This window comes from Labrys sp. LIt4 (assembly GCF_017813775.1).
Lineage (GTDB): Bacteria > Pseudomonadota > Alphaproteobacteria > Rhizobiales > Labraceae > Labrys > Labrys okinawensis_A.
Genome location: NZ_JAGIPY010000017.1, coordinates 1 through 22,717, shown reverse-complemented (window position 1 = coordinate 22,717; position 22,717 = coordinate 1). Strand labels below are relative to the sequence as shown.

At 66.6% G+C, this 22,717-nt stretch carries 21 protein-coding genes; 6 read left to right on the top strand and 15 right to left on the bottom strand.

What is annotated here, in order from left to right:
* Positions 1 to 339 precede the first annotated feature (339 nt).
* On the top strand, positions 340 to 1,089 hold the full coding sequence (gene ubiG / locus J8I29_RS24250; protein WP_209433607.1) for a bifunctional 2-polyprenyl-6-hydroxyphenol methylase/3-demethylubiquinol 3-O-methyltransferase UbiG: 750 nt from the start codon (positions 340 to 342) through the stop codon (positions 1,087 to 1,089).
* A gap of 6 nt (positions 1,090 to 1,095) precedes the next feature.
* Here the strand turns inward: ubiG and J8I29_RS24245 are convergent, their stop codons facing one another.
* The 12 genes from J8I29_RS24245 to J8I29_RS24190 all read right to left on the bottom strand — a co-directional run bounded on the left by J8I29_RS24245 (position 1,096) and on the right by J8I29_RS24190 (position 13,726).
* Positions 1,096 to 2,124 carry a LacI family DNA-binding transcriptional regulator gene (locus tag J8I29_RS24245; protein ID WP_209433606.1) on the bottom strand — a complete coding sequence of 343 codons (1,029 nt, stop codon included), beginning with the start codon at positions 2,122 to 2,124 and terminating at the stop codon, positions 1,096 to 1,098.
* 272 nt (positions 2,125 to 2,396) lie between these two features.
* Complete coding sequence (locus tag J8I29_RS24240; RefSeq protein WP_209433663.1) at positions 2,397 to 3,044, bottom strand: TerC family protein; 648 nt, start codon at positions 3,042 to 3,044, stop codon at positions 2,397 to 2,399.
* 260 nt (positions 3,045 to 3,304) lie between these two features.
* Positions 3,305 to 4,819: a tripartite tricarboxylate transporter permease gene (locus J8I29_RS24235; RefSeq protein ID WP_209433605.1), complete on the bottom strand. Its 1,515-nt coding sequence runs from the start codon at positions 4,817 to 4,819 to the stop codon at positions 3,305 to 3,307.
* 124 nt (positions 4,820 to 4,943) lie between these two features.
* The gene (locus tag J8I29_RS24230) at positions 4,944 to 5,459 is read right to left on the bottom strand and encodes a tripartite tricarboxylate transporter TctB family protein (RefSeq protein WP_105861287.1); all 516 of its coding nucleotides are present in this window, start codon (positions 5,457 to 5,459) and stop codon (positions 4,944 to 4,946) included.
* Positions 5,456 to 6,415, bottom strand: a complete 960-nt coding sequence (locus tag J8I29_RS24225; protein ID WP_209433604.1) for a tripartite tricarboxylate transporter substrate binding protein — start codon at positions 6,413 to 6,415, stop codon at positions 5,456 to 5,458. Before J8I29_RS24225 ends, J8I29_RS24230 begins: the two co-directional genes overlap by 4 nt.
* A gap of 186 nt (positions 6,416 to 6,601) precedes the next feature.
* Positions 6,602 to 9,145, bottom strand: coding sequence for an extracellular solute-binding protein (locus J8I29_RS24220; RefSeq protein ID WP_209433603.1), 2,544 nt, complete (start codon positions 9,143 to 9,145; stop codon positions 6,602 to 6,604).
* Positions 9,132 to 9,806, bottom strand: a complete 675-nt coding sequence (locus tag J8I29_RS24215; RefSeq protein WP_105861289.1) for a response regulator transcription factor — start codon at positions 9,804 to 9,806, stop codon at positions 9,132 to 9,134. The genes J8I29_RS24220 and J8I29_RS24215 overlap by 14 nt, the downstream gene beginning before the upstream one ends.
* A gap of 310 nt (positions 9,807 to 10,116) precedes the next feature.
* Positions 10,117 to 10,587, bottom strand: a complete 471-nt coding sequence (locus J8I29_RS24210) for a DUF1178 family protein (RefSeq protein WP_209433602.1) — start codon at positions 10,585 to 10,587, stop codon at positions 10,117 to 10,119.
* Positions 10,584 to 11,426: a carbon-nitrogen hydrolase family protein gene (locus J8I29_RS24205; protein ID WP_209433601.1), complete on the bottom strand. Its 843-nt coding sequence runs from the start codon at positions 11,424 to 11,426 to the stop codon at positions 10,584 to 10,586. The genes J8I29_RS24210 and J8I29_RS24205 overlap by 4 nt, the downstream gene beginning before the upstream one ends.
* A gap of 21 nt (positions 11,427 to 11,447) precedes the next feature.
* Positions 11,448 to 11,705 (bottom strand): glutaredoxin 3, encoded by a 258-nt coding sequence (gene grxC / locus J8I29_RS24200; protein ID WP_105861292.1) that lies wholly within the window; start codon positions 11,703 to 11,705, stop codon positions 11,448 to 11,450.
* A gap of 127 nt (positions 11,706 to 11,832) precedes the next feature.
* Positions 11,833 to 12,936, bottom strand: coding sequence for a DUF1963 domain-containing protein (locus J8I29_RS24195; RefSeq protein WP_209433600.1), 1,104 nt, complete (start codon positions 12,934 to 12,936; stop codon positions 11,833 to 11,835).
* A 19-nt stretch (positions 12,937 to 12,955) separates the two neighbouring features.
* Entirely contained in the window at positions 12,956 to 13,726 is a 771-nt protein-coding gene (locus J8I29_RS24190; protein WP_209433599.1) for a ComF family protein, read from the bottom strand.
* Positions 13,727 to 13,885: 159 nt separating this feature from the next.
* Here J8I29_RS24190 and J8I29_RS24185 point away from each other — a divergent pair, with 159 nt between their 5' ends.
* Together J8I29_RS24185 and J8I29_RS24180 are read left to right on the top strand one after the other, a co-directional pair.
* Positions 13,886 to 14,629 carry a Crp/Fnr family transcriptional regulator gene (locus J8I29_RS24185; protein ID WP_181161056.1) on the top strand — a complete coding sequence of 248 codons (744 nt, stop codon included), beginning with the start codon at positions 13,886 to 13,888 and terminating at the stop codon, positions 14,627 to 14,629.
* On the top strand, positions 14,622 to 16,703 hold the full coding sequence (locus tag J8I29_RS24180) for an adenylate/guanylate cyclase domain-containing protein (protein WP_209433598.1): 2,082 nt from the start codon (positions 14,622 to 14,624) through the stop codon (positions 16,701 to 16,703). The genes J8I29_RS24185 and J8I29_RS24180 overlap by 8 nt, the downstream gene beginning before the upstream one ends.
* Positions 16,704 to 16,918: 215 nt before the next feature.
* Here the strand turns inward: J8I29_RS24180 and htpX are convergent, their stop codons facing one another.
* The 3 genes from htpX to leuD form a co-directional block, all read right to left on the bottom strand.
* Positions 16,919 to 17,863 carry a zinc metalloprotease HtpX gene (gene htpX / locus J8I29_RS24175; protein ID WP_209433662.1) on the bottom strand — a complete coding sequence of 315 codons (945 nt, stop codon included), beginning with the start codon at positions 17,861 to 17,863 and terminating at the stop codon, positions 16,919 to 16,921.
* Between the two features lie 216 nt (positions 17,864 to 18,079).
* Positions 18,080 to 18,790 carry a L,D-transpeptidase gene (locus J8I29_RS24170; protein ID WP_105861297.1) on the bottom strand — a complete coding sequence of 237 codons (711 nt, stop codon included), beginning with the start codon at positions 18,788 to 18,790 and terminating at the stop codon, positions 18,080 to 18,082.
* Between the two features lie 257 nt (positions 18,791 to 19,047).
* Positions 19,048 to 19,653, bottom strand: coding sequence for a 3-isopropylmalate dehydratase small subunit (gene leuD, locus J8I29_RS24165; RefSeq protein WP_209433597.1), 606 nt, complete (start codon positions 19,651 to 19,653; stop codon positions 19,048 to 19,050).
* A 122-nt stretch (positions 19,654 to 19,775) separates the two neighbouring features.
* On the opposite strand from leuD, the gene J8I29_RS24160 reads away from it, so the two are divergent.
* From J8I29_RS24160 to J8I29_RS24150, 3 genes are all read left to right on the top strand, one after another.
* Complete coding sequence (locus tag J8I29_RS24160) at positions 19,776 to 20,363, top strand: hypothetical protein (RefSeq protein ID WP_105861299.1); 588 nt, start codon at positions 19,776 to 19,778, stop codon at positions 20,361 to 20,363.
* Between the two features lie 102 nt (positions 20,364 to 20,465).
* The gene (locus J8I29_RS24155) at positions 20,466 to 22,001 is read left to right on the top strand and encodes a trimethylamine methyltransferase family protein (RefSeq protein ID WP_209433596.1); all 1,536 of its coding nucleotides are present in this window, start codon (positions 20,466 to 20,468) and stop codon (positions 21,999 to 22,001) included.
* Between the two features lie 99 nt (positions 22,002 to 22,100).
* Positions 22,101 to 22,388 (top strand): aa3-type cytochrome c oxidase subunit IV, encoded by a 288-nt coding sequence (locus tag J8I29_RS24150; RefSeq protein ID WP_181161058.1) that lies wholly within the window; start codon positions 22,101 to 22,103, stop codon positions 22,386 to 22,388.
* Positions 22,389 to 22,717 lie beyond the last annotated feature (329 nt).

Sequence of the window (22,717 nt, the reverse complement as noted above, 5' to 3'; positions counted from 1 at the left end):
ATTTCTCGCCCTGGGAAGGCCGACCTTGCCCGGTCGACAGGCCTCCGTGACCATAGCCGAAATTAAGGCCGCTCAAAGTCCAGGCGCGACGGAAATTGCCAAATTGCGATGACAATATCGAGAAAGAGAAGGGCGCATTGTTAACGGGGTTGCCTTTAGGGCAGATCGGGGCCACACAGGCCGCTGAAAATGGTAGTTTCTCCGCCGTACCACGCAATTTTTGCGATTTGCGATTTGACGGAATCGGCAAGAATCGCAAGAGGCATCGCAACAGGGGCTGGAGAAAACGGGCGTTTCCGCCGGAACGCACTTTTCCAGGACGCAGCCAGGATACAGGCAATGAGCGCAGCAGGCACGGGTTCGTCGGTCGATCCCAAGGAGATCGAACGCTTCGAGGCGATGGCGGCCGATTGGTGGAACCCGCGCGGCACCATGCGGGCGCTGCACCGGTTGAACCCCGTGCGCCTGCGCTATGTCAGGGATCAGATCGCCGGGCATTTCGGCCGTTCGCCCATCGCCCTCGACGGCCTGAAAGGCCTCCGGCTTGCCGATATAGGCTGCGGTGCCGGCCTGCTCAGCGAGCCGTTGGCCAAGCTCGGGGGCGAGGTGGTCGGCATCGACATGGCCGCGACCAATGTCGAGATGGCCCGGGCCCATGCCGCCCGCTCGGGCCTCACCATCGATTATCGAGTCCTGCCCGCCGAGAACCTCGAAGCGGCCGGGGAGCGCTTCGACGTGGTGCTGGCGATGGAGATCGTCGAACATGTCACCGAGCCCGCCGCCTTCCTGAAGACATGCGCCGCTATGGTGAAGCCCGGCGGCCTCCTCTTCGTCGCCACCATCAACCGCACCATGAAGGCCTATGCGCTGGCCATCGTCGCCGCCGAGAAGGTGCTGGGCTGGGTGCCATCGGGAACGCATGACTGGAACAAGTTCGTCACGCCGGCGGAGATCGGGGATGCGGTGACGCCGGAAGGCCTCGCCGAGCTCGACCGCTGCGGGGTGATCTACAACCCCCTGCTCGACGAATGGCGCCTCAGCCGCGACACCGACGTCAACTTCATGATGGTGTTCGCGCGGGCGGTGTAACCGGCCTCAGGGCAGGTTGTCCCTGAGATAGATGTCGATGCGGATGCGTTCCTGGCCCTGGTCGATGGGCTGGCCGTCGGTGAGGGCGCGCAGCACGCGCATGGCGCTGCGCGCTTCGTGGCCGGGATCCTGGTTGAGGATGGCATCGAAGGTGCCGTCGATCAGGGCCTCGCGGCAATGGGCGGTCAGCTCATGCGCGATCACGCAGATGCGGCCGCCGGCATGGCGCTTGTTCAAAGCGGCGATCACGCCGCGATTGCCGCCGCCGAGGCTGTAGAGGCCGATGATATCGGGGTGGCGGTCGAGCAGGGCGCCGAGTACGTCCTCGACGATGGCCCCATTGTCGCGGCCTTCGATCACCGGCAGGGTGACGAGGTCCGGATATTCGGTGCGCAGCACGCGTTCGAAGCCGAAATGGCGCTCGACATGGTCGCGCAGCAGCATCGAACCGGCGAGCACGGCGATGCGGCCCGAACGCCCGCGCAGGAACCGCCCCATCAGCGAGCCGGCGGTACGCCCGGCGGCGCTGTTGTCGATGCCGACGAAATGGGCGCGCCGCGAGGCGGGCACGTCGGATACCAGCGTCACCACCGGTATGCCGCGTTCGGCCAGCCGGTCGATGGCCTGGCGCACCTGGGCGTTTTCGGTGGCCACCACGGCCACGCCCGAGGTATCGCTGCCGTCGAGCCCGTTGAGGATCGCGGCGAGTTTCTCGTCATCGAAGGGCGGGATCTCGACGACGCGTATGCTGATCCGGTCGGCCGCATTGAGATCGGAGAGCCGCGCGGCCTCGTTCGCCAGGTTGCGCATGAAGGTGTTGACGCCGATCGGGACGAGAAAGACGAAGCGATATTCCTGCTGCTTGGCCAGCATGGCGGCGGCCATGTCGCGGCGATAATTGAGCCGGGCCATGGCCTGTTCGACCTTTTCGATTGTCGCCGGCCGCACGCCGCCGCGGCGATTGAGCACGCGGTCGATGGTGGCGAGGCTCACGCCTGCCGCACGTGCCAGATCGTGCACCGTTGCCCGCGCCATCGTTCCACCTGTCCCGATCTTTCGGGAACGTACCTCAGAAAATTGGGCGAGGCAAACGGCCGGAGCGCTGCCGCTTCGGGCACCGGAATCGCCCCTCGGTGCCCTCATCAGGGCGCTATTGTCAGGCCAGGGGAGGGCGGGCTTGCTGCAGGATGCAATGAAGCCCGCATCGATTTCTGAGGGACGCCCATCATCCGAGGCAGCAACGGGCGCCAAGACATGAAAAAGGCCGGCATCGCTGCCGGCCTTGATGAGGCTCCGCGCTGGCGGCCTCAGAACATCAGGGGCCAGACTTCCTTGGCACCGCGATAGATCATGTCGCCCGCGACATAGAGAATGGCGAGCAGGCCGATATAGGCGATCCAGCGATAGCGGTTGAGCAGGCGGGCGATCAGGCTCGCCGCGATACCCATCAGGGCGATCGAGACGATCAGGCCGAAGATCAGCACCCACAAATGGTCTCGTGCCGCGCCGGCGACGGCCAGGACGTTGTCGAGCGACATCGAGACGTCGGCGATCACGATCTGCCAGGCCGCCTGGGCGAAGGTCTTGCGCGAAGTGCCGCTGCTCGAGCCGTTGCCGCTCTCCCCCTCGCCGTCGAGAGCGTGCTGGGCGGCGGCTTCCTCGCTGTGGCTGGTGCGCAACTCGCGCCACATCTTCCAGCACACCCACAGGAGCAGGATGCCGCCGGCGAGCAGAAGCCCTACGATGGCGAGCAACTGGGTGGTGATGGCCGCGAAGATTACGCGCAGCACGGTGGCGGCGGCGATGCCGATCAGAATGGCGCGAGTGCGCTGCTCCTTGGGAAGGCCGGCAGCGGCAAGGCCGATGACGATGGCGTTATCGCCGGCCAGGACGAGGTCGATCAGGATGACCTGGCCAAGGGCGACCAGGGAGGAGACAGAAATGGCTTCCGACAAGACGGCAAGAATATCGGGCATGGAAGAAGGCTCTCTCGTTCCGGTGCGGGAGAGCGGTACCGATTCGAGCCAGGGAGAAGCCTGGGGCGCTAGGGGACGCCGACGCGCCGGGACCGCTCTGTTTGCTCCAGTCCGACATCACAGTTGCCGGAGCTCGACGCTTCGGGAACTGCCAGAGGGGCCCGGCCTGGTGCGGGAGGTGTACTGCAAGTCGAGATGAAAGAAAAGTAATGTTCCGGCATGGCTGCCGGAACCTGGCTTCAATCCTCGGAGGCAGCGAGCTGGGTCAGTACCTTGCTGCGGCCGCGCCAGCGCATATAGGCCGGCACGACGATGGCGAGGGCGGCGATGGAGAACAGGACCACGGCCGGCGGCGAGCTGAAGAAACCCTGATGCAGCTGCAGCGCCTTGCGCAACTGCTCCTCGGCGAGCGGGCCCAGAATCAGCCCCACCACCACGGGGGCGATCGGATAGTCATAGAGCCTGAGGCCATAACCCATCAGACCGAAGGCGAGGAGCAGGGCAAGCTGGGCCGGCGAGGGATTGGAGGCGAGCGTGCCCAGCGTGGCGAACAAGAGGATGCCCGCATAGAGCCACGGGCGCGGGATGGTGAGCAGCTTCACCCACAGGCCGACCAGCGGCAGGTTCAGCGCCAGCAGCATGAAATTGGCGACCAGCAGGCTGGCGATCAGGCCCCAGACCAGCTGGGGATTGGAGGTGAAGAGCTGGGCTCCCGGCTGAAGGCCGAATTGCTGGAAGCCGGCGAGCATCACGGCCGCGGTCGCCGAGGTGGGCAGGCCGAGGGTGAGCAGCGGCACCAGCGTGCCGGCGGCCGAGGCGTTGTTGGCGGCTTCCGGCCCGGCTACGCCCTCGATGGCGCCATGGCCGAATTCCTCGGGCTTTTCGGCGAGGCGCTTTTCGGCGGCATAGGACAGGAAGGTGCCGATCTCGGCCCCGCCCGCCGGCATGGCGCCGATCGGAAAGCCGAACAGTGTGCCGCGCAGCCAGGGTTTCCAGGAGCGCCGCCAATCCTCGCGGCCCATCCAGATGGAGCCCTTGATCGCCTCCACCGTGCCCGTATTGAGCTTGTGGGTCGCGGCCACGGCGAGGGCTTCGCCGATCGCGAACAAGGCGACCGCGAGGATGGTGACTTCGACGCCGCCGCGCAGATCGGTGATGCCCAGGGTCAGGCGCCCGTTCTGGCCGCTGACGATATCCTTGCCGATCAGGCCGATGGCGAGGCCGATGAACAGAGCGGTCAGGCCGCGCAGGGCCGAATTGCCGAAAGCGGCCGATACGGTGACGAAGGCCAGCACCATCAGGGCGAATTTGTCGATGAACTTCAGCGACAGCGCGAACTTGACTACCCAGGGGGCGATGAAGGCCAGGGCCAGCGTGGCCAGCAGGCCGGCGACGAAGGAGCCGATGGCGGCCGTCGCCAAGGCGGGACCACCCCGTCCGGCCTTGGCCATCTTGTTGCCCTCGACGGCGGTGACCATCGAGGAACTCTCGCCCGGCGTGTTGAGCAGGATCGAGGTGGTCGAGCCGCCATACATGCCGCCGTAATAGATGCCGGCGAACATGATCAGGGCCCCGGTGCCCGACGGGTCGAGCTGGAAGGTCACCGGCAGGAGCAAGGCGATGGTCAGCGCCGGGCCGATGCCGGGCAATACGCCGATCAGTGTGCCCAGCGTGACGCCGATGAAGGCGCAGAGGAGGTTGTACGGTTGCAGCGCAACCGCCAATCCGTCGACCAGATGACCGAATGTCTGCATCGAAGGGTCCTATAGCGTTGTTCAGAAAAGCCGATAGGGACTTGCTCATCCCCTGCCGGCGAGGTGCCGCCGATCCGGGCTTCGACAAGAATCAAAGGATGCGCGATTGCGGCCGACCGAGGCCTTAATCGCTCAGCAGCGTGGTGACGGCGTGTTCCAGCGGCCCCTGCGGCAGCGACAATTGCAGGAGCTGGGCGAAAGCCAGCCAGACCAGGAAGGAGAGCACCACGCCGACCAGGCAGCCGAGCCAGAGCGGCTTGCCGAAACCGCGGGCGGCGAAGCCGAACAGCAGGCCACTGGCGAGCGAGAAGCCGGCATTGACGGCGATCAGCCCGATCTGCGCCAGCAGGCCGGCGATCACCCAGGCGATCGCCCCGGCGTCCTGCTTCTCCTCCGGCGCCGGCGTCTTGCCGCGCAGGGCGGACAATACCGTGGCGACGGCGAGGACGAGCAGGCCCGCCGCGATGGCATAGGAGAAGGCGGCCGGTCCGAGCGGGTCGCTGGCGACCTTGGTGTTGAGCATGGATGCATCTGTGCCGATGACCACCGCGAGGATGGCCAGGGCGGCGGCGATCACCAGCCCCGCGACTGTGGAGCCGGGCGCTCGCCCGGGCTCCGTCTTGCTCTCGGCGCTGCTCATTTCACCAGGCCGATGTCTTTGAGCACCGTACCGGTGGCAGCGATGTCGGCCTTGAGGGCGGTGTCGAAGGCATCACCGGAGAGATAGGTGTCGGTCCAGCCGCGGGTCTTGAGCGTGTCCTGCCAGGTCTTCGACTTCACCATCTTCTCGATGTCGGCGGTGATGGCGGCCTTCTGCTCGGGCGTGATGCCGGGCGCGGCGGCGACCATGCGCCAATTTTCCAGGGCAACGTCGACGCCGGCTTCCTTGAAGGTGGGGGCATCGACGCCTTCGATGCGCTTGGCGCCGGAGACGGCGAGGAGGCGCAGCGCGCCGCCCTTGATCTGGCTCTCGAATTCGCCATAGCCGGAAATGCCGGCCGTCACCTGCTCGCTGAGCACGGCAGCGACGGCCTCGCCGCCGCCGGCAAAGGCGACATAGTTGATCTTGGAGGGATCGACGCCCACGGCCTTGGCGAACAGGCCCGCGGTGATGTGGTCGGTGCCGCCGGCCGAGCCGCCGGCCCAGGAGACCGCGCCGGGATCCTTCTTGAGGGCTTCGACAAGGTCGCCGAGCGTCTTGATTGGCGAGGAGGCCGGCACCACGATGGCCTCGCTCTCGCCGGTGAGGCGGGCGATCGGCGTGACGTCGGCGAGGCTGACGGCGGAATTGTTGGTGAGGATGGCGCCGACCATGACGTAACCGCCGACGATCAGCGCGGAGGGGTTGCCCTTGGACTGGTTGACGAACTGGGCGAGGCCGATGGTGCCGCCGGCGCCGGCAACGTTGTTGACCTGCACGTTGCGGGCGATCTTTTCGGTGCGCAGCGCCGTCTGCATGGTGCGGGCGGTCTGATCCCAGCCGCCGCCGGGCGCGGCCGGAGCCATGATGTCGTAGCTCGCCGTCTGAGCGAGAGCCGCGAAGCTGCAAAGAGCCAGGGCGCCGGCGGTGGCGCAGGCAAGCAAGAGTTTCTTCATCATTTCCTCCCTGAGCAAAGCGTTCACGGCCGAACGCTTGCGATTGTGTGGGTAGGGAAAGGAGGAAGGGACATGCACCTGGAGCTGCCTCATGAGCAGCCGTTTCCCCCGCACCCTACATCTTGTTCCGAACCTTGCAAGGTCCGCTTGCCGGCAACGATAGCAACTATACCTGTCAGCGACCTGTCAGCGCGACCCGTCGGTGACGAGCTGGCGCCAGGTCGCCAGAAAGCGGGCCTTGCGTTCCTGGTCGAGCGCCACCAGTAGGGCCGGGCCGAGCGTGATCGGCTGCAGCACGCCGCGCGATGCGGCGCTGATGCGTTCGGCCGTCCAGCCGCCCGGCGTGCCCGGTACGATCGAACCCAGCGCCGCCTGGCCCGCCACCACCGCCTGGCCTCGGGGGGAGAGGGCATAATCGATGAAGGCGCGGCCGAGATCGGGCTGGTTGGCCCAGCGCGGCACCAGCATCACGCGAGTGAGGATGAGGGCGTAATCATCGGGAATGACGATGCCAATGCGCTTGTCGAGCCGCTGACGGGCATAGGCGTAGGAACCCAGCACATTGTAGCCCAGCGCCAGCGAGCCGGAGGCGATGCCCTCCAGGATGGCGGGGCTGGAGCCGGAGAGACGCACGTCGGCCCGGCCGAGAGCCCGGGTCAGGCGCCAGAAATTCGAGGAGATCTGCGCGTCCTGCGCCGCCAGGAGGTGGCCGACCCCGCTCTTGCCGATATCGTAGGTCGCCACCTTGCCGCGAAAGCGGTCGGTCTCCTTCTCCAGGAGCTCGGTGAGGGCGAGGTGCGAATGCGGGGCTTGTGCGTCCGGCACCAGCGTGCGGTTATAGACGATGACGATCGGCTCGAAGGTGAAGCCGAAGATCTCCGAGCGCCAGCTCGCCCAGGCCGGAAGGACCGGCAACAAAGGCGAGGCATGGGCGAGGGCATGGCCGTCATTGGCGAGCTTGACCTGCAAATCGGCTGCCGAGGAGACCAGGAGATCGACATCCGTGTCGAGCTGGTTCTCCTGCGTGCGCTGGTAGAGCGGCAGCGTATCGGTCTCCTCGTAGGTGACGCTGACGTCGGGGCGCAGTTCCTGAAAATCCTGGATCAGCAATTCGAATTGCGGGGTGTCGGTCGTGCCGAGGATCGAGAGGGTCGGTCCGCCGGGCACCGGTGCCGGATAGAGTCTGGAACCAGCCTGGGCCGTGCCGCCCAAGGGGGAGCCGATCGTCAGGCCCGCGGCGATGGTGAGGGCGGCGAGGGCAGGGGCGACCGCGCCGCGCCTGGAACCGGCGCGCCCTTTCGCCTGCTCCGGCGCCAGCGGCAGTTCGAGCCGGACCTCCAGCCCGCCGCCCGGCCGGTCGTGCAGCGACAGGCTGCCGCCATGGGCCTGTGCCACGGTCCGGGCGATCGGCAGGCCGAGCCCCGAACCAACGGTGCCGGCACCGGCATGCCCGCGCTGAAAGCGCTGGAGCACGGTTTCCTTCTCCGCCTCGGGAATGCCGGGGCCGCGGTCGCATATCCTGATGAGCAGGCGTCCCTCCGCCGTCCTCCCGGCCATGATCTCCACCGCGCTGCCGGGGGCATAGAGCAGGGCGTTGCCCGCGAGGTTGCGCAGCATCTCCTGCAGGGCCAGGCGATCGCCCTTGAGGCAGGCGCCGGCCAGGGCGGGGACGATCGTCACGGCAAGACGCCGCGCTTCGTCCGGGTCGAAGCGGCGGGTGACGTCCTCGACAAGGTCGGCGATGGGGATGAGGGCGGATTCGCGGCTCTCGAGCCGGTGGGTCAGCGTCGCCTCCATCAGGAGCTGGCTCACCAGTTCGCTGGCATGCACGGCGTTGCGGTGGATCTTGGTCACCCGCTCGTGCAGCGCCTGGTAGTCGCGCTCGTCCAGCGCCACTTCGGCCTGGGCGCGCAGGGAAGCGAGAGGCGTGCGTACCTGATGGGCCGCATCGGCGACCACGCCCGACAGGGCATTCATCACGCTGGCGAGGCGGCGCATGAAGTCGTTGAGGGCGGCCACGAGCTGGCTGACCTCGGCGGGAACCGGCGCGGCGAGGGGTGATAAGTCCTGCGGCGCACGATCGCGCAACGCCGCCTCCACCGTGGTGAGCGGCGCGAAGGCCCGCTGCACGCCGAACCACACCAGCGCCAAGGCGAGCAGGAGGATGCCGATCAGCGGCAGCACCGCCCGCGAAACGATCTCGGAAGCGAGGGCGGTGCGTGCGCCGCGCGTCTCGGCGACGCGGATGGTGACCCAGCCGGCTGCGTTGCTGGCCGAAATCAGACGGCCGATACTGGCGACGCGCACGGCTTCCCCGTGAAAGCTCGAATCGGCGAAGACGGTTTCGGCGGAGCGCACCGCCGGCAATTCCTCGGCGAGATCGCCATAGCCGGTGACCAGGGCGCCGTCGGGTGCCTCGACCTGGTAGTAGATGCGATCGCCCCCCGAACCGAGCATCGCCAGGGCCGCATAAGGGAGTTCGACGGTGACGCGCCCTTCCTCGACCAGCACGGCCCCGGCAATGGTGAGCGCGGAGGCGGTGAGCAGGCGGTCATAGGCCTGGTCGGCGGCGCGGCGGGCATAGGAATGAATGAAGGCGATGAAGGCGAGGGCGGCGAGGGCGAGCACCAGCAGGGCGGCGGCCAGCACGCGGCGGCGGATCGAGGCGGTGGCGCGCCCGGCGGATGCAAACGGGACGGTTGCCGGTGCGGTGGGATCAGGCGCCGTCATGCCGCCGCGCCATGTAGCCCGAGCCGCGCATCGTCACGATCTCGATGCCGGCGCCCTGCAGTTTTCGGCGCAGCCGAGAGACCAGCAGTTCCAGGGCGTTTACGGAAACCTCGTCATCCAGGCTGAACACCTGGTCCATCAGCCGTTCCTTCGGCGCCACCTGACCGAGCTTGGCAACGAGAATTTCAAGCAGGCGGAACTCGCGCCGGCCGCAATCGATGGGCTTGCCCCGGATGGCGACCGTGCGTGCCGCGAGGTCGATCGTCAGGGCCTCGACCTCGATGGTGCTGGCCCGCATGCCGGCCGGCCGGCGCATCACGGCGCGCAGCCTCGCCTCGAATTCGCGCAGGTCGAAGGGCTTGACCAGATAGTCGTCGGCGCCGAGGTCGAGCAGGCTGATCTTGTCGTCCACCTCCGAGCGGGCGGTGACCACCAGCACCGGCGTGCCGTGGCCGGCACGGCGCAGATCGGACAGGATGGCGAAGCCGTCGCGGCCCGGCAGCATCACGTCGAGCACCACGGCGTCGAAGGTGTCCTCGCGCAGGCGCTCTGAGGCGAGCGCGCCATCGCGCAGCCACTCCACGGCATGGCCGGAGCTGCGCAGCCTGGCCACCATGGCATCGCCCAGATCCTCGGCGTCCTCGACCAGCAGGATGCGCAATCGACCTCCCTTTTTGGCGGACTGTAGAGCCAAGCGACCGGATAGGAAAGTCGGGATTGGGCGCGGGTCTTCGGACACGCCGGGGCTATCGGCAGGCGCTGCCCTTGCAGGCTGGTCTGAAGAGCCTGGCCGAAAAAGTCACGGGAACCTCGACCTTTGTCATCACCGGGCTTGCCCCGGTGATCCAGGGGCCACAATCTCCATGGATTGCGGCAGCTGGATGCCCGGGACAAACCCGGGCATGACAACGGTGGTGCTTTTCTCGGTTCCGTTGTGAGTTTGAGCCAGGCTGGTCGGAAGACCCCCCAGGCTAGTTCCGGTCGTCGGGCAGCATGGGCAGGGGAAGAATGTCGATGCCGTCCTCGATGAGGCTGCGGACGTCCTCGCCCGTCGCCTCGCCATGAATGGTGCGGCGCTCGATCTCGCCCTCATGCATCTTGCGGGCCTCGGCGGCGAATTTGTCGCCGACATAGTCGGATTTCGCCGTCAGCATGGCATGCAGTTCGCGCACCTTGGCGCGCAAGGCCTGTTCGTCCGGCGAGGTCAGGGCCACCGGCTGCGGCAAGGCCGGCAGATTTTCGCGAATTTTGGCGTCGGGGCTCCCGCTTTCGCGGTCCTTGCGTGCCACCTGCGGCGCCATGATGGCCTTGCCGACCTTGGTGGAACCGCAATGGGCACAGCTCAGCAAGCCGCGCTCGGCCTGGTCGTCATAGGCGGCACTGTCGCGAAACCAGCTCTCGAACTCGTGCCCCCGATCGCAGACGAGAGAAAAGCGAATCACTCTGCAGCCCTCAGCGCAGGTTCCGTCTTCATCGTGAACGAGCGCGCATTCTTGAGATTGGGGACCTTGCCGCGCGTCGCCGCCACGGCGTGCACATCGACCTCACCATAGATCAGCCCGAGCGTATCGCCGGCATCGGCAACCACCCGGCCCCAGGGATCGATGATGACGGAATGGCCGTAGGTGTCGCGGCCGTCGTCGTGATGGCCGACCTGGGCGGCCGAAATCATCCAGGCGCCGTTCTCGATGGCGCGGGCGCGCTGCAGCACATGCCAATGGGCTTCGCCCGTCTGCTTGGTGAAGCAGGCCGGCGCGCTGATCACATCGGCGCTGGCGTCGCCATAGGCCCGGAAGAGCTGGGGAAAGCGCACGTCGTAGCAGATGGCCAGGCCGAGCCGCCCGAAGGGCAGGTCGACCGTCACGGCCTCGCCGCCGCCGACATAGGCATTGGATTCGCGCCAGGATTCGCCGCCGGCAAGATCGACGTCGAACAGGTGGATCTTGTCGTAGGAGGCGAGCACCTCTCCCTTGGGATCGATGACGAAGGCGCGGTTGGCAGCCTTGTCGCCGACACGCACGGCCATGGAACCGATATGAAGATGCAGGCCGTTGTCGCGCGCGATGGAACGGAAGGCATCGAGTTCGGGATTGGACTGCTCGTCGCCGATGACGGCCATCATGGCGGCCCGGTCGCGATTGACCACGGTGGTCATCTCGGGCGTCTGCAGGTACTCGGCCCCCGCAGCCTTGGCCTCGCGGGCGGCGGCGGCGACGGTGGCGACATTGTCGGATGGCACCAGGCCCGAGCGCATCTGCAGAACGGCGGCTTTGAAACGCATGGATCCGTCTCCCTGGCTGGCCTAGGCGGCGAGAAGCTTGTCGAGGCCGCCGGCCGCTTCGAGATCATGAAGATCGTCGCTGCCGCCGACATGGGTGTCGCCGATGAAGATCTGCGGCACCGTGCGCCGCCCGTTGGCGCGCAGGCTCATGGCTTCCTGCAAGTCGGGCTTGCCGTCGACGTCGATCTCCTCGAAGGGGATTCCCTTGCGGGTGAGCAGCGCCTTGGCCGCCTTGCAATAGGGGCACCAGGATTTCGAATACACGACGACGGGCGGCATTGCGTTCATTCCATCCACAAACGACCTTGCCCACAGATGGGAAGGCGAAGAACCAAAATCAATCGGTATTATAGGCAGTTGCCGCAGGCCGACAAGAAGGGGTGTCCCGGGAGCGCAGGGCGTCCGCTCACGGCTTCTGGAAGACCATCCAGGCCCGGTCGAAGGCGCGGATGCGCATGTCGTGCTCGCGCATGAGGATGTAGAGCGCGCCCGAGGGCAGCAGGCCGAGGGCGTCGTCCCGCCCGATCTGCAGCAGCAGGCGCCAGCGATCCGCCGTGCGCAGCAGCCGGCGGGCCTCGGTTGTGGCATAGGCCTCGCCGGTGCCGCAGAAAATACCGTGCGAGGCCAGTTGGGCCTGGGCCTGCATGCCGTTCTGCAGCGGGCGCGGCCAGCCGCCGAGCTGGTGATTGGCGCCCCCCCTGCCATCCGGCGTGCCGTAGCGGCCGAGCCAGGTCTCGTAGCGGATCTCCTCGCTGTCCTCATCCCAGAAGGTGGACGCCTCCTCGCCATGCGGGAAGGCGTCGAAGCCTCTGTCGCTCGGCGGGATGGCAGTGACGACCGGGCGCGCCACCACGGCCGCCGGCTTGAAGCGGCTGCTCCAGCGCTCCTGCGCGAGGGCGGCCAGGGCGGCGGGTTCAGCCTTGCGCTCCAGGCGCTCCACCGGTGTCTTGTCCCAGACCAGGCGCAGCCCGGTCGCGGCATGCGGATCGTAGGGTTTCGGCTTTGCCCAATAGTCGCAGAAAAGCAGCAGGCGGCCCTGATGCGGCAAGGCGGCGGGAAAGCCCGGGGTCCGCGACAGCGAGGCAAGATCAAGTTGGGCGACGAAGGCCAGAGGAAAGGCGGAAGAGACCGCCGCGGCAAGCTCGCTCTGCTCGCGGCTGGCCTCCCGGGCGTGCTCGGGCGTCAGCCATGAGCCCGGCCGCGTAGCTTCGCTGGCCAGGCGATCGGCTTCACCGAGATGGTTCTGGGCGCGTTCGGCAGCGTCGCCATAGGGGGGGCGTTCCGGCCAGGCCATTGCATCGGGCAGGTCGGGCAGGCCGCCGATCTTGCTGGCGCCGAGCGGAATCCGGCTTTCCTCGCAAGGCGTGGTCTCCAGCACGAGCGCCGGGCGGGCCTGCTCGGCGAGCCGGGCGACGCTCGCCGGAGCGAGGCCGGCCTCGGTCAGGGAACTCTGCAGGGTCTCGCGGCTGTCGGGCCAGGCGAGAGGAGGCGGTTGCGGTATCGGATCCAAGGTGGGCAGTCCCGTTCGGTTACTCGATCGGCGTCGCCACCCGGGCGAACACCAGCATGTCGACATTGGCTGCGCCGGCCCGCAGTAGGGCGCGCGCCGCAGCCTCGCCCGTGGCGCCCGAGGTCAGCACATCGTCGACCAGCACGATGCGCTTGTCCTTGATAGCCGGCCGGGCGCCCGGCGAGACGGTGAAGGCGCCCTGCACGTTGCGGGCGCGTTCCTTGCGGCTGAGGCCGACCTGATGCGCCGTGTGCCTGGAGCGGCCGAGCAGCAGCGGCTGATAGGCGACACCGCTGCGGCCGCTGATCTCGCGGGCCAGCAAGGCGGCCTGGTTGAAGCGCCGCTGCCAGAGGCGCAGCCGGTGCAGCGGTATGGGCACCAGCATGTCGGCGCCAGCGAGCAGGTCCTGCCCGGCCTGGGCCATCAGCCTGCCCATGAAGGGGGCGATCTCGACCCGGTCACCATATTTGAGCCGATGCACCAGCTCGATGGCGGCGCCTTCATAGCGGGCCGCGGCCCTCGCCCGGCCATAGGCGGGCGGATCGGCGATCGCCTGTGCCGAGACCATGCCCTCGCCATGATCGTAGACGAAGGGAATGCCCAGTTTTTCGCAATAGGGACGCTCGATCAGGAACAATTGCTGCCAGCAGGCCACGCACAGATTGGCGTGGCTGGCGGTGGTCTCCCGGCAGCTCAGGCAGCGCGGCGGCAGAATGACGTCCGCCAGCCGGCTTCCCGCCCGCAGGAGCAGGCGCGGCAGCGAAGAGGGAGCATCAGCGGAGACGGACATGGCGGCAAAGTGGCAAAGATTGCCCGGGCTGTCATCAGGACATTGCAGTGGAAGTATCGGCGGTATTATGAGAAGGCAATGCAGTCGGATTTGCCGAGCGGGCCTGACATCGCCATTATACCCGACATAATTCTGCCTCAGACTGGAATAGTTGCGTCAATGTCCGTCCCGCTTCGCACTGCCATTGCCCGCCTCGATCTGTTTGCCGGCGCCAGCCCGGAAGACATTGATGCGGTCGCGAACCTTGCCGTCGAGCAACGTTTTCGCGATGGCGAATCGATCTTTTCGCGGGGCGCGCCGGGCGAAGGCATGCTGATCGTGCTGCAGGGCACCATCCGCCTTTCCATCGTTTCCGTCGAGGGGCGCGAACTGATCCTGCGTGAAGCGGGCCCCGGCGACGTGATCGGCGAGATCGCGGTGCTCGACAGCGGCCGGCGTACCGCGGATGCCACTGCGGTGGGGCCGGTTGTCGCCGGTTTCATCGCACAGGCTTCCTTCGTGCGGCTGCTCGCCACCCGCCCGGCGCTGCAGATGCCGATCCTGCAGGTGCTGTGCGCCCGGCTGCGCGACACCACCGACCAGCTCGAATCGATCGCACTCTATCCGCTCGAGGCCCGGCTGGCGCGCTTCCTGCTTTGGCATGTCAAGCGGTATGGGCGCACCCGCGCCGACGGAGCCCGCAGTGCGCCGCTGACGATCTCGCAAAGCGCCATCGCCAGCTTCGTCGGCGCCAGCCGGCCCAAGGTCAACCGGCTGCTCGCCGCCTTCGAGGAGCGGGGTGCGATCGAACGTCGCGGCGCCATCGTGCATTGCCATGTCGCGGCGCTCACCCAACTGGCCCAGGCGGAAACGGTCCCCGGCGAGGCGCATGCCGGCGCCCGCCAGGACGCGGCGCGTGGCTGATCCTGCCTTCAAGCCCGCGATAGCCACCGGCCTGGCGGCCTTCATCCTCGGTCTTTGCTTTCTCGTCTACAATCCCGGTGGGGCCGCCAATACGCTGCGCGAGGAAGCCTTCGACTTTCTGGAGAGCGTGGTCCCGCCCAAGCGCCTGCCGGACGGGGTGGTGGTGGTTGACATCGACAGGCCCAGCCTGGCCGCCAAAGGGGGATGGCCGTGGCGGCGGGGCGGGGGGCTGACCGATCTGGTGACCAAGCTGCAGGACGCGCAGGCACAGGTCATCGGCGTCGATATCCTGCTGGATGGCCCGGACCGGCGCTCGCCGGCGCCGATGCTGAGAGCCTACGCCAAATCGACCGGCCGGACGGAGTTGTCGACCGTGGCAGACAGCCTGCCCGATGAGAACAAGCAGCTTGCCGAGGCGATTTCCCGTTCGGATGTCGTGCTTGGCCTGTTGCCCGACGAGGCCGGCAAGGATGCCTTGCCCTTTCCGCCTCCGATCATTCCGGCGCCGCAGCAGGACCTGTCGCAGAAGGCGGCCGGCGTGGTTGCTCCCTCGGAGGTGCTCGTGGATGGGGCGGTCGCGGTCGGCGCCTTGTCGCTTTCCCCGGTCACGGGCACGAAGGTACGCCACGCGCCGGTCTTCGTACGGGGCGGCAGCGAGATTTATGCGGGCTTTGCGATGGAGGTCTTCCGAAGCGCGCAGCATGCCTCCGCCTTCCTGCTCGATCCCGATGGAACGTCCGCTTCGGTGGGAGACGCACGCGTTCCGCTGCGCGAGGGGGCTTCGGTACGGCTTCATCTTGCCGCTCCCTCGACCTGGCGTGCCCGCACGGTTTCCGCCGCCGACGTGCTGGACGACAAGATACCGGCCCAGCGTTTTGCCGGCCGCATCGTGTTGATCGGCGCCAGTGCGCCGGAAGCGGGCGCCCTGCTTCCGACCGCCGCGGGACCTCTCACGCCGACGGTACAGGTCCAGGCCGAGGCGATCGAGGGCCTGCGGTCGGGCGATATCCCGCAGCGCATCCACAGCCCGCGCGTGATCGAGCCTCTTGCCGCCTCCGCCCTCGGCCTCGTGGCGCTGGCGGCTGCGCTATGGCTCGGCCCTCTGGCGGCAAGCTCGGTGCTGGCGGTGCTGATGCTGGGCTGGATCGGCTTCAGTGCCGGCCTGTTCGCCGGCACGCGGCTTTTGATCGACCCCGCCGGCCCGCTGATCCCCGCCATCGCCGCCGCCAACTCGGCCCTGGTGGTGATGTTCGCCCACACCCGCAAGCTGCGCGGCGCGATCGAGCGCAAGTTCGGGCGCTATCTCTCGCCCGAGATCGTCCGCCGCCTGACCGCCGCGCCGGAAGAGCTGAAGATCGAGGGTGAGCTGCGCGAGGTCACCGCGCTGTTCTCGGATATCGAGGGCTTCACCACCATGTCCGAAAATGCCGAGCCGCGCACGCTGGTGGGCGCGCTCGATGCCTATTTCGACGGAGTTTGCGCCATCGTCATCCGTCATGGCGGCATGGTCGACAAGATCGTCGGCGACGCCGTGCATGGCCTGTTCAATGCGCCGCTGACGGTGGAGGGGCATGCCAGGGCAGCGCTCGACTGCGCCATCGAGATCGGCCGCTTCACCACGGAATTCCGTCAGCGCGAGGATGCAAGGCGCCTCGGATTCGGGCGAACCCGCATCGGCCTCGACACCGGGCCGGTGATCGTGGGCGATGTCGGCGGTCTCGGTCATCTCGACTATACCGCCCATGGCGACGCGGTGAATTCGGCGGCGCGCCTGGAAGCTCTCAACAAGCAGTTCGGCACCACGATCTGCCTCGGTGCGCGTGCGGCCGCCGCCATCGGCGAGCCGGAGCGGTTGCGGCCGCTGGGCAATGTCGTGCTGCGCGGCCGGACGGCGCAGACGGCCGTCTTCAGTCCCTGGCCGGATGATGCCACACCCGAGCGCCGCCAGGCCTATATGGCGGCCTTCGAGAGGATGGCTTCCGCCCCGGCCGAAGCGCGAGACCTGTTCCAGGCTCTCGCCGCGACCTGGCCCGAGGATCCGGCGGTCGCCTATTGGGTCAAGACGCTCGCCTGAGATCGGGCGAAGCGATTTGTGAAGCCCCCTTGCCGAGCGCTATGCCAAATCTAATGAACCGGCTCATACCAACGGTATTGATGCATGATCGACCGAGCACCGTCATTGCGAGCGCAGCGAAGCAATCCACGTCTCATCGACGCGGTGGCCTTGGCTCCTGGATTGCTTCGCTGCCCTCGCAATGACGTGTGAATCAAACATCGGGGCCGCTGGTATCAGCCCCAGGGACCTTTCGGCCTTTGCGGGCCGCGCGGACCGAGATCGTCGAGGTTGACACCCTCGACGAAACCGCGCTGGCGGGGCGGCTGCCGGCTCGCGCCCATGCGGCGGGCCAGGTCCTCCAGCGCCGCGATGCGGTTCTGGGTGTCGGGATGGGTCGAGAACAGATTGTCCATCGGCCGGCCCGACAGCGGGTTGATGATGAACATATGCGCCGTGGCGGGATGGGCCTCGGCCTGCTCGTTGGGAATGGCGTGGGCGGCATTCTGGATGCGCGCCAGGGCGGAGGCGAGCGCCAGCGGGTTGCCGCTGATCTCGGCGCCCAGGCGGTCCGCCTCATATTCGCGTGAGCGCGAGATCGCCATCTGCACCACCATGGCGGCGAGCGGCGCCAGCACGGCGAGCAGGATGCTGCCGATCGGGCCGAGTGAGTTGCGCTCGCGATTGCCGGAGAAGAACATGCCGAAATTGGCCACCATCGAAATGGCGCCGGCCAGGGTGGCCGTGACGGTCATCAAGAGGGTGTCGCGATGCTTGATATGGGCAAGCTCATGGGCGATCACGCCCGCGACCTCCTCGCGTGACAGCGAATGCAGCAGACCGGTATTGATGGCGACGGCGGCATTGGCCGGATCGCGCCCGGTGGCGAAGGCATTGGGCTGCGGGTCGTCGATCAGATAGAGCCTGGGCATGGGCAGGCCGGCATTGCGGACAAGCTCCGCCGTGAGCTTGTAGAGCCCCGGCTCGCTGGTGGGGCTGACTTCGCGGGCTCCGTACATCGACAGCACCATGTCGCCCGAGCGCCAATAGGCGAACAGATTGGTGCCGATGGCCACCAGAAGAGCGATCATCATGCCGCCCTTGCCGCCCAGCATCAGCCCGATCACCATGAACAGGGCCGTCATGCCGGCGAGGAGCAGGGCAGTGCGCGCGTAATGCATCGGAAGGAACCCGTTCGTCATGGCCTGAAAATCGGGTCTGCGATGGTCCATGCGCAAGAGGGTTGCGCATGAAAATTTCGTCACGTGGAGGCTGTAACGCCGATCAACCAGCGGATCGACTGATGATGACGCGGCTGCGGCGACGCCGGGGCCGTCCTGCAAGCGCTATACTCGGCACTATACTCGACGGCCTCTGGCGTTCGCAGGACGCCGACATCACATCGTCGCTTCCTGATCGTCGTAGCTGCCGTCAGCGATATCGCCGCCATTGCCCAGCACCACAACGCGCGTGCCGACGGGCGTGTTGTTGTAGAGGTGGATGATGTCCTGGTTGAGCAGGCGGATGCAGCCCGACGACATCGACTTGCCGATCGAGGAGGGGTCGATGGTGCCGTGCAGGCGGTAGAGCGTGTCGCGGTCACCCTGGAACAGGTACATCGCGCGGGCGCCCAGCGGATTGCCGGGGCCGCCGGGCATGCCGCCTGCCCATTTGGCCGCTTCGCTGTCGCGCTTCACCATGTCGGAGGGCGGGGTCCAGCGCGGCCAAACCGCCTTGCGCTTGATCGTGGCCCGGCCGTTCCAGCCGAAGCCTTCGCGGCCGACACCGACGCCATAGCGTGTGGCGTTGCCGCCGTCATGGACGTGGTAAAGGTAGTGATTGGCCGGATCGACCACGATGGTGCCGGGCGCCTCGCCGGTCGGATCGGAAACCTCGCGGCGCAGGAAGGCGCCATCGATCCGCCTCAGATCGATCGCCGGGACCGGATTTCCGTTGTCCTCGAAGCCCGCATAGATTTCGCCGTAGTCGTAGTCGCTACCGCCCCAGCCGTCGAAGATCGAGTCCGCGGAAAGCCGCTTCGACGAGGCGCAGCCGGCCAAAAGGAGGGGAGCGCCGAGCACGAAGAGGCGGCGGGACAGTTGAGGCATCACAGACCTTCCAAACCGGGAATCAGAATGAGCATGCGAATCGCGTGCATACTACAAGCTGATCATCGTTAATTCTTCATTATCCGGTACAATAAGGGCGTTCAGAATTCCTGCCCCAGAGGTGGTTTCCCAACGTCACCCCTGGTAATCGGCAAGAGTTCGCGATGCCACAGAAAGTTGCTGGCGCGTCTCGCTATCGAGCGGGACGCACATTCGAAGTATCGTCGCGGGCACTTGCCCGGCCGTCTGCGGTGCGCTCAGATCCAGGGCCGTGACGCGGCCGTCTTCTGCTCGAAGGACGCGATGGAGGGGGTCTTCTCCATGGTCACGCCGATATCGTCGAGGCCCTTGAGCAGCTTGTTCTTGCGGGCCGGATCGATGTCAAACTTGACGCTGCCGCCGTCCGGGCCACGGATTTCCTGGGCTTCGAGATCCACCGTCAGCGTGGCGTTGGCGCCGCGCCGGGCGTCGTCGAACAATTTTTCGAGATCGGACTCGGAGACGACGATCGGCAGGATGCCGTTGTTGAAGCAGTTGTTGTAGAAGATGTCTGCGAAGGAGGTGGAGATCACGCAGCGGATGCCGAAATCGAGCAGGGCCCAGGGCGCATGCTCACGCGAGGAGCCGCAGCCGAAATTATCGCCGGCGACCAGGATCTTGGCGTGGCGATAGGCGGGCTTGTTCAACACGAAGTCCGGATTCTCGCTGCCGTCATCGTTGAAGCGCATCTCGGAAAACAGCCCGGCGCCGAGGCCCGTGCGCTTGATGGTCTTGAGATATTGCTTGGGGATGATCATGTCCGTGTCTACGTTCATGATTTCCAGCGGCGCAGCGACGCCGGTGAGCGTGGTGAACTTGTCCATTGTGTTCAAACCGTGTGAGATGGGGCCCTGTTGCCCGGTCTTTTATGGCCAGACGGCCCAAGTGACAAGCTAATAGGATGCCAAGCAAATTGGGTGATAGATAAATTGGACCGGAAGGAACCATGTCTGGCTTGTTGAGACTGAGCGAGGCGGCGCGGCGCGCGGCCGTGAAGGCATTGGCGCCTGCCGAGCCGATCGTCTATGTCACCGCGCCGGACCCGCGCGAGGCAGCGCGCAACGCCGTGCCCACACTCGGGGCCGGGGTACTGCTCGCCGTCCTCAGCCTGCCGATCGCCTGGGCCTGTCTCACCGCCGTCTGGCAGGCCGTCCACAATGGAGGCTCGTTGATCCTGCCGGCCCTGTTCAGCCTGCTGGCCGTGCCGGCCTTCCTGTTCGGGCTCTATCTCGTTTGCGCGCCCTGGGCCGCCTATCGGCGCGCCAAGGACCGGGTGGTGTTGATCACCGACCGGCGCCTCCTGCTGATCTCGATCCGCAGCGGCGTCGAGGAGGCGCTTTCCGGCAGGGCTATTCTGGGGGTCGAGCGCAAGAGCGTCGAGCGCGGCTTCGGCACGCTGGAAGTCCGCCATGAGGCGAAGGGCGACGAAGCCGAGACGACCTTGACCGGGCTCGACAATGTCATGGCGGCCGAACTCGCCATCCGGCGGCTTTCGCTCGATCATTCCGTCACCATCATCTCGCCGGTGCATTGAGCAACCAGAAATTGTCGCTCCCGGGACAGAGAATGTCCGGTTTCAGTCTTTGACCTCTCCCCATCCCGCTAGCATCGCCCTGACCAACCAGGGAGTGGCGCGATGGCGGCGGATGCAACCACCGAGACGAGGCGGGCCCGTTCCGGCCGGCGCGGGCCGCGCAGCGGGCCGGCGGCGCCTGCCTATATCACCCGCCGGATCCCGCCCTACGAGATCCTGTCGGAGGAGGCCCTTGTCCGCATCGAGGAGCATGCCGACCGCATCCTCGAGGAAGTCGGCTTCGAGATCCGCGGCGATCAGGAAGCCGTCGACCTCTTCCGCAAGGCCGGCGCCGAGACCGATGGCTGGCGCATTCGCCCGCCGCGCGGCCTGATCCGTTCGATTATCCAGGCGACCTGTCCGGCGAGTTTCGTGCAGCATGCCCGCAATCCCGAGCGCTCGGTGGTGATCGGCGGGGCCAATACGGTGTTTTCGCCGGCCTATGGCTCGCCTTTCGTTTCCGATGCCGATCGCGGCCGGCGTTACGGCACACTGGAGGATTTCAGCAATTTCGTCCGTCTGGCCTATCTGACGCCCTGGCTGCACCATTCCGGCGGCACGGTATGCGAGCCGGTCGACCTGCCCGTCAACAAGCGGCATCTCGACATGGTGCTGGCCCATATGACCCTGTCGGACAAGGCGTTCATGGGCTCGGTCACCACGGCGCCGCGCGCCGCCGATTCCATCGAGATGTGCCGCGTGCTGTTCGGGCCGGACTTCGTCGACGCCAATTGCGTGATCCTCGGCAACGTCAACACCAACTCGCCTTTGGTGCTGGACGGGGAGGCCTCGCGCGTCATCCGCACCTATGCCAGGGCCAATCAGGCAGCGGTGTGCGTGCCCTTCATCCTCGGGGGCGCCATGGGGCCGGTGACCACGGCGGGGGCGCTGGCGCAGTGCTTTGCCGAAGCCATGATGTGCGTGGCCCTCACCCAGCTCGAACGTCCGGGTGCGCCGGCCATTCTCGGCAATTTCCTTTCCTCGATGTCGCTGAAGTCCGGCGCCCCCACTTTCGGCACGCCGGAGCCGGCGCTCGGCTATCTCGGCATCGGTGCGCTGGCGCGCCGGCTCGGCGTGCCGCTGCGCTGCGGCGGCAATCTGTGCGCCTCGAAAATTCCCGACGCCCAGGCGGCCTATGAGAGCGCCAATTCGATGTGGCCGGCCTTCCTGGCCGGCGCCCATTTCATCCTGCATGCGGCCGGCTGGGCCGAAGGCGCCCTGGCGATGTCCTACGAGAAATTCGTGATCGACGCCGACCAGCTCGGCGCCTTCCATACCTTCGCCCAGGGCATGCCCGTCGACGAGAATGCCCTTGCCCTCGACGGCTTTATCGAGGTCGGGCCGGGCAAGCATTTCCTCGGCAGTGCCCATACCATGCGCAATTACGAGAACGCCTTCTACGACTTCCCGCTCTCGGACAATAATTCCTTCGAGCAGTGGAGCGAAGAGGGCAGCCACGACATCGTGCAGCGCGCCAATCGCAAATGGAAGGCGATGCTGGAGGCCTATGAAACGCCGCCGCTCGACGCGGACAAGCGCGAGGCTTTGGAGGCTTTCGTGGCCGAGCGCAAGGCCGCCATGCCCGACGCCTGGTATTGATGCCGGCTCGATCTCGGGCCGGGGCCCGCCACCAAATCGCCGCATTGCATAAAGCGGCTCTTCGGGTTAAAGGCCCTTTATCCAATTCTGGGGATGAAAATGGCCGAAGCACATCACGACACGATGACCGCGCACGACTTTTCTGATCACAAGAACACCTATGAGGGGTTCCTGCGTTTTTCCACGATCGGAATGGCCTGGACTCTGGGCATCGTGGTCGCGCTGGCCATCGGCGGCACCAGCGGCCGCTGGGGCATCTGCTCCGTCATCGCGATCCTGTCGACCATCGCCACCGTGTTCGGCATAGCGGTGAAGAGCTGGAGCTGGAAACCCGGCGCCCTCGTATTGGTCCTGGGACTGCTGATTCTGCTGCTTCTCTCCCACTGAAGCGGCTGCCGCCGAAGGGGCATAGCCGGATTTGAGGCCGTCCCATAAGGGCCGGAGCCTCTGTTGCTGCGCCCCTCGAGCAAAGCGATTTCTTCCAATCGCCCTTTCCTTCCAGCCCTTTGTTTGACGCGTTTTCTTAATCGAAATGTCTCGGTGAACGATCCCGGCGTAGACCGGAGCGACCTCTCTGCATATCCCTGCAGCCCTGTGCGAGGAGCGATCATGATCGGCATAGCTGTCCCGGCAGAAGTTGAACCCGGCGAGCCCCGTGTCGGCGCGACGCCCGACACGGTCAGGAAGCTGATCGGGCTTGGAGCGACGGTTCGGGT

What these genes read in the sequence shown, in the direction of transcription:
- J8I29_RS24235 (WP_209433605.1), bottom strand. Translation starts at nt 4,819, where the DNA reads ATGCAGACATTCGGTCATCTGGTCGACGGATTGGCGGTTGCGCTGCAA.
- J8I29_RS24205 (WP_209433601.1), bottom strand. Translation starts at nt 11,426, where the DNA reads ATGCGTTTCAAAGCCGCCGTTCTGCAGATGCGCTCGGGCCTGGTGCCA.
- htpX (WP_209433662.1), bottom strand. Translation starts at nt 17,863, where the DNA reads ATGCATTACGCGCGCACTGCCCTGCTCCTCGCCGGCATGACGGCCCTG.
- J8I29_RS24245 (WP_209433606.1), bottom strand. Translation starts at nt 2,124, where the DNA reads ATGGCGCGGGCAACGGTGCACGATCTGGCACGTGCGGCAGGCGTGAGC.
- grxC (WP_105861292.1), bottom strand. Translation starts at nt 11,705, where the DNA reads ATGCCGCCCGTCGTCGTGTATTCGAAATCCTGGTGCCCCTATTGCAAG.
- J8I29_RS24225 (WP_209433604.1), bottom strand. Translation starts at nt 6,415, where the DNA reads ATGAAGAAACTCTTGCTTGCCTGCGCCACCGCCGGCGCCCTGGCTCTT.
- leuD (WP_209433597.1), bottom strand. Translation starts at nt 19,653, where the DNA reads ATGGACAAGTTCACCACGCTCACCGGCGTCGCTGCGCCGCTGGAAATC.
- ubiG (WP_209433607.1), top strand. Translation starts at nt 340, where the DNA reads ATGAGCGCAGCAGGCACGGGTTCGTCGGTCGATCCCAAGGAGATCGAA.
- J8I29_RS24155 (WP_209433596.1), top strand. Translation starts at nt 20,466, where the DNA reads ATGGCGGCGGATGCAACCACCGAGACGAGGCGGGCCCGTTCCGGCCGG.
- J8I29_RS24160 (WP_105861299.1), top strand. Translation starts at nt 19,776, where the DNA reads ATGTCTGGCTTGTTGAGACTGAGCGAGGCGGCGCGGCGCGCGGCCGTG.
- J8I29_RS24220 (WP_209433603.1), bottom strand. Translation starts at nt 9,145, where the DNA reads ATGACGGCGCCTGATCCCACCGCACCGGCAACCGTCCCGTTTGCATCC.
- J8I29_RS24185 (WP_181161056.1), top strand. Translation starts at nt 13,886, where the DNA reads ATGTCCGTCCCGCTTCGCACTGCCATTGCCCGCCTCGATCTGTTTGCC.
- J8I29_RS24230 (WP_105861287.1), bottom strand. Translation starts at nt 5,459, where the DNA reads ATGAGCAGCGCCGAGAGCAAGACGGAGCCCGGGCGAGCGCCCGGCTCC.
- J8I29_RS24190 (WP_209433599.1), bottom strand. Translation starts at nt 13,726, where the DNA reads ATGTCCGTCTCCGCTGATGCTCCCTCTTCGCTGCCGCGCCTGCTCCTG.
- J8I29_RS24170 (WP_105861297.1), bottom strand. Translation starts at nt 18,790, where the DNA reads ATGCCTCAACTGTCCCGCCGCCTCTTCGTGCTCGGCGCTCCCCTCCTT.
- J8I29_RS24150 (WP_181161058.1), top strand. Translation starts at nt 22,101, where the DNA reads ATGGCCGAAGCACATCACGACACGATGACCGCGCACGACTTTTCTGAT.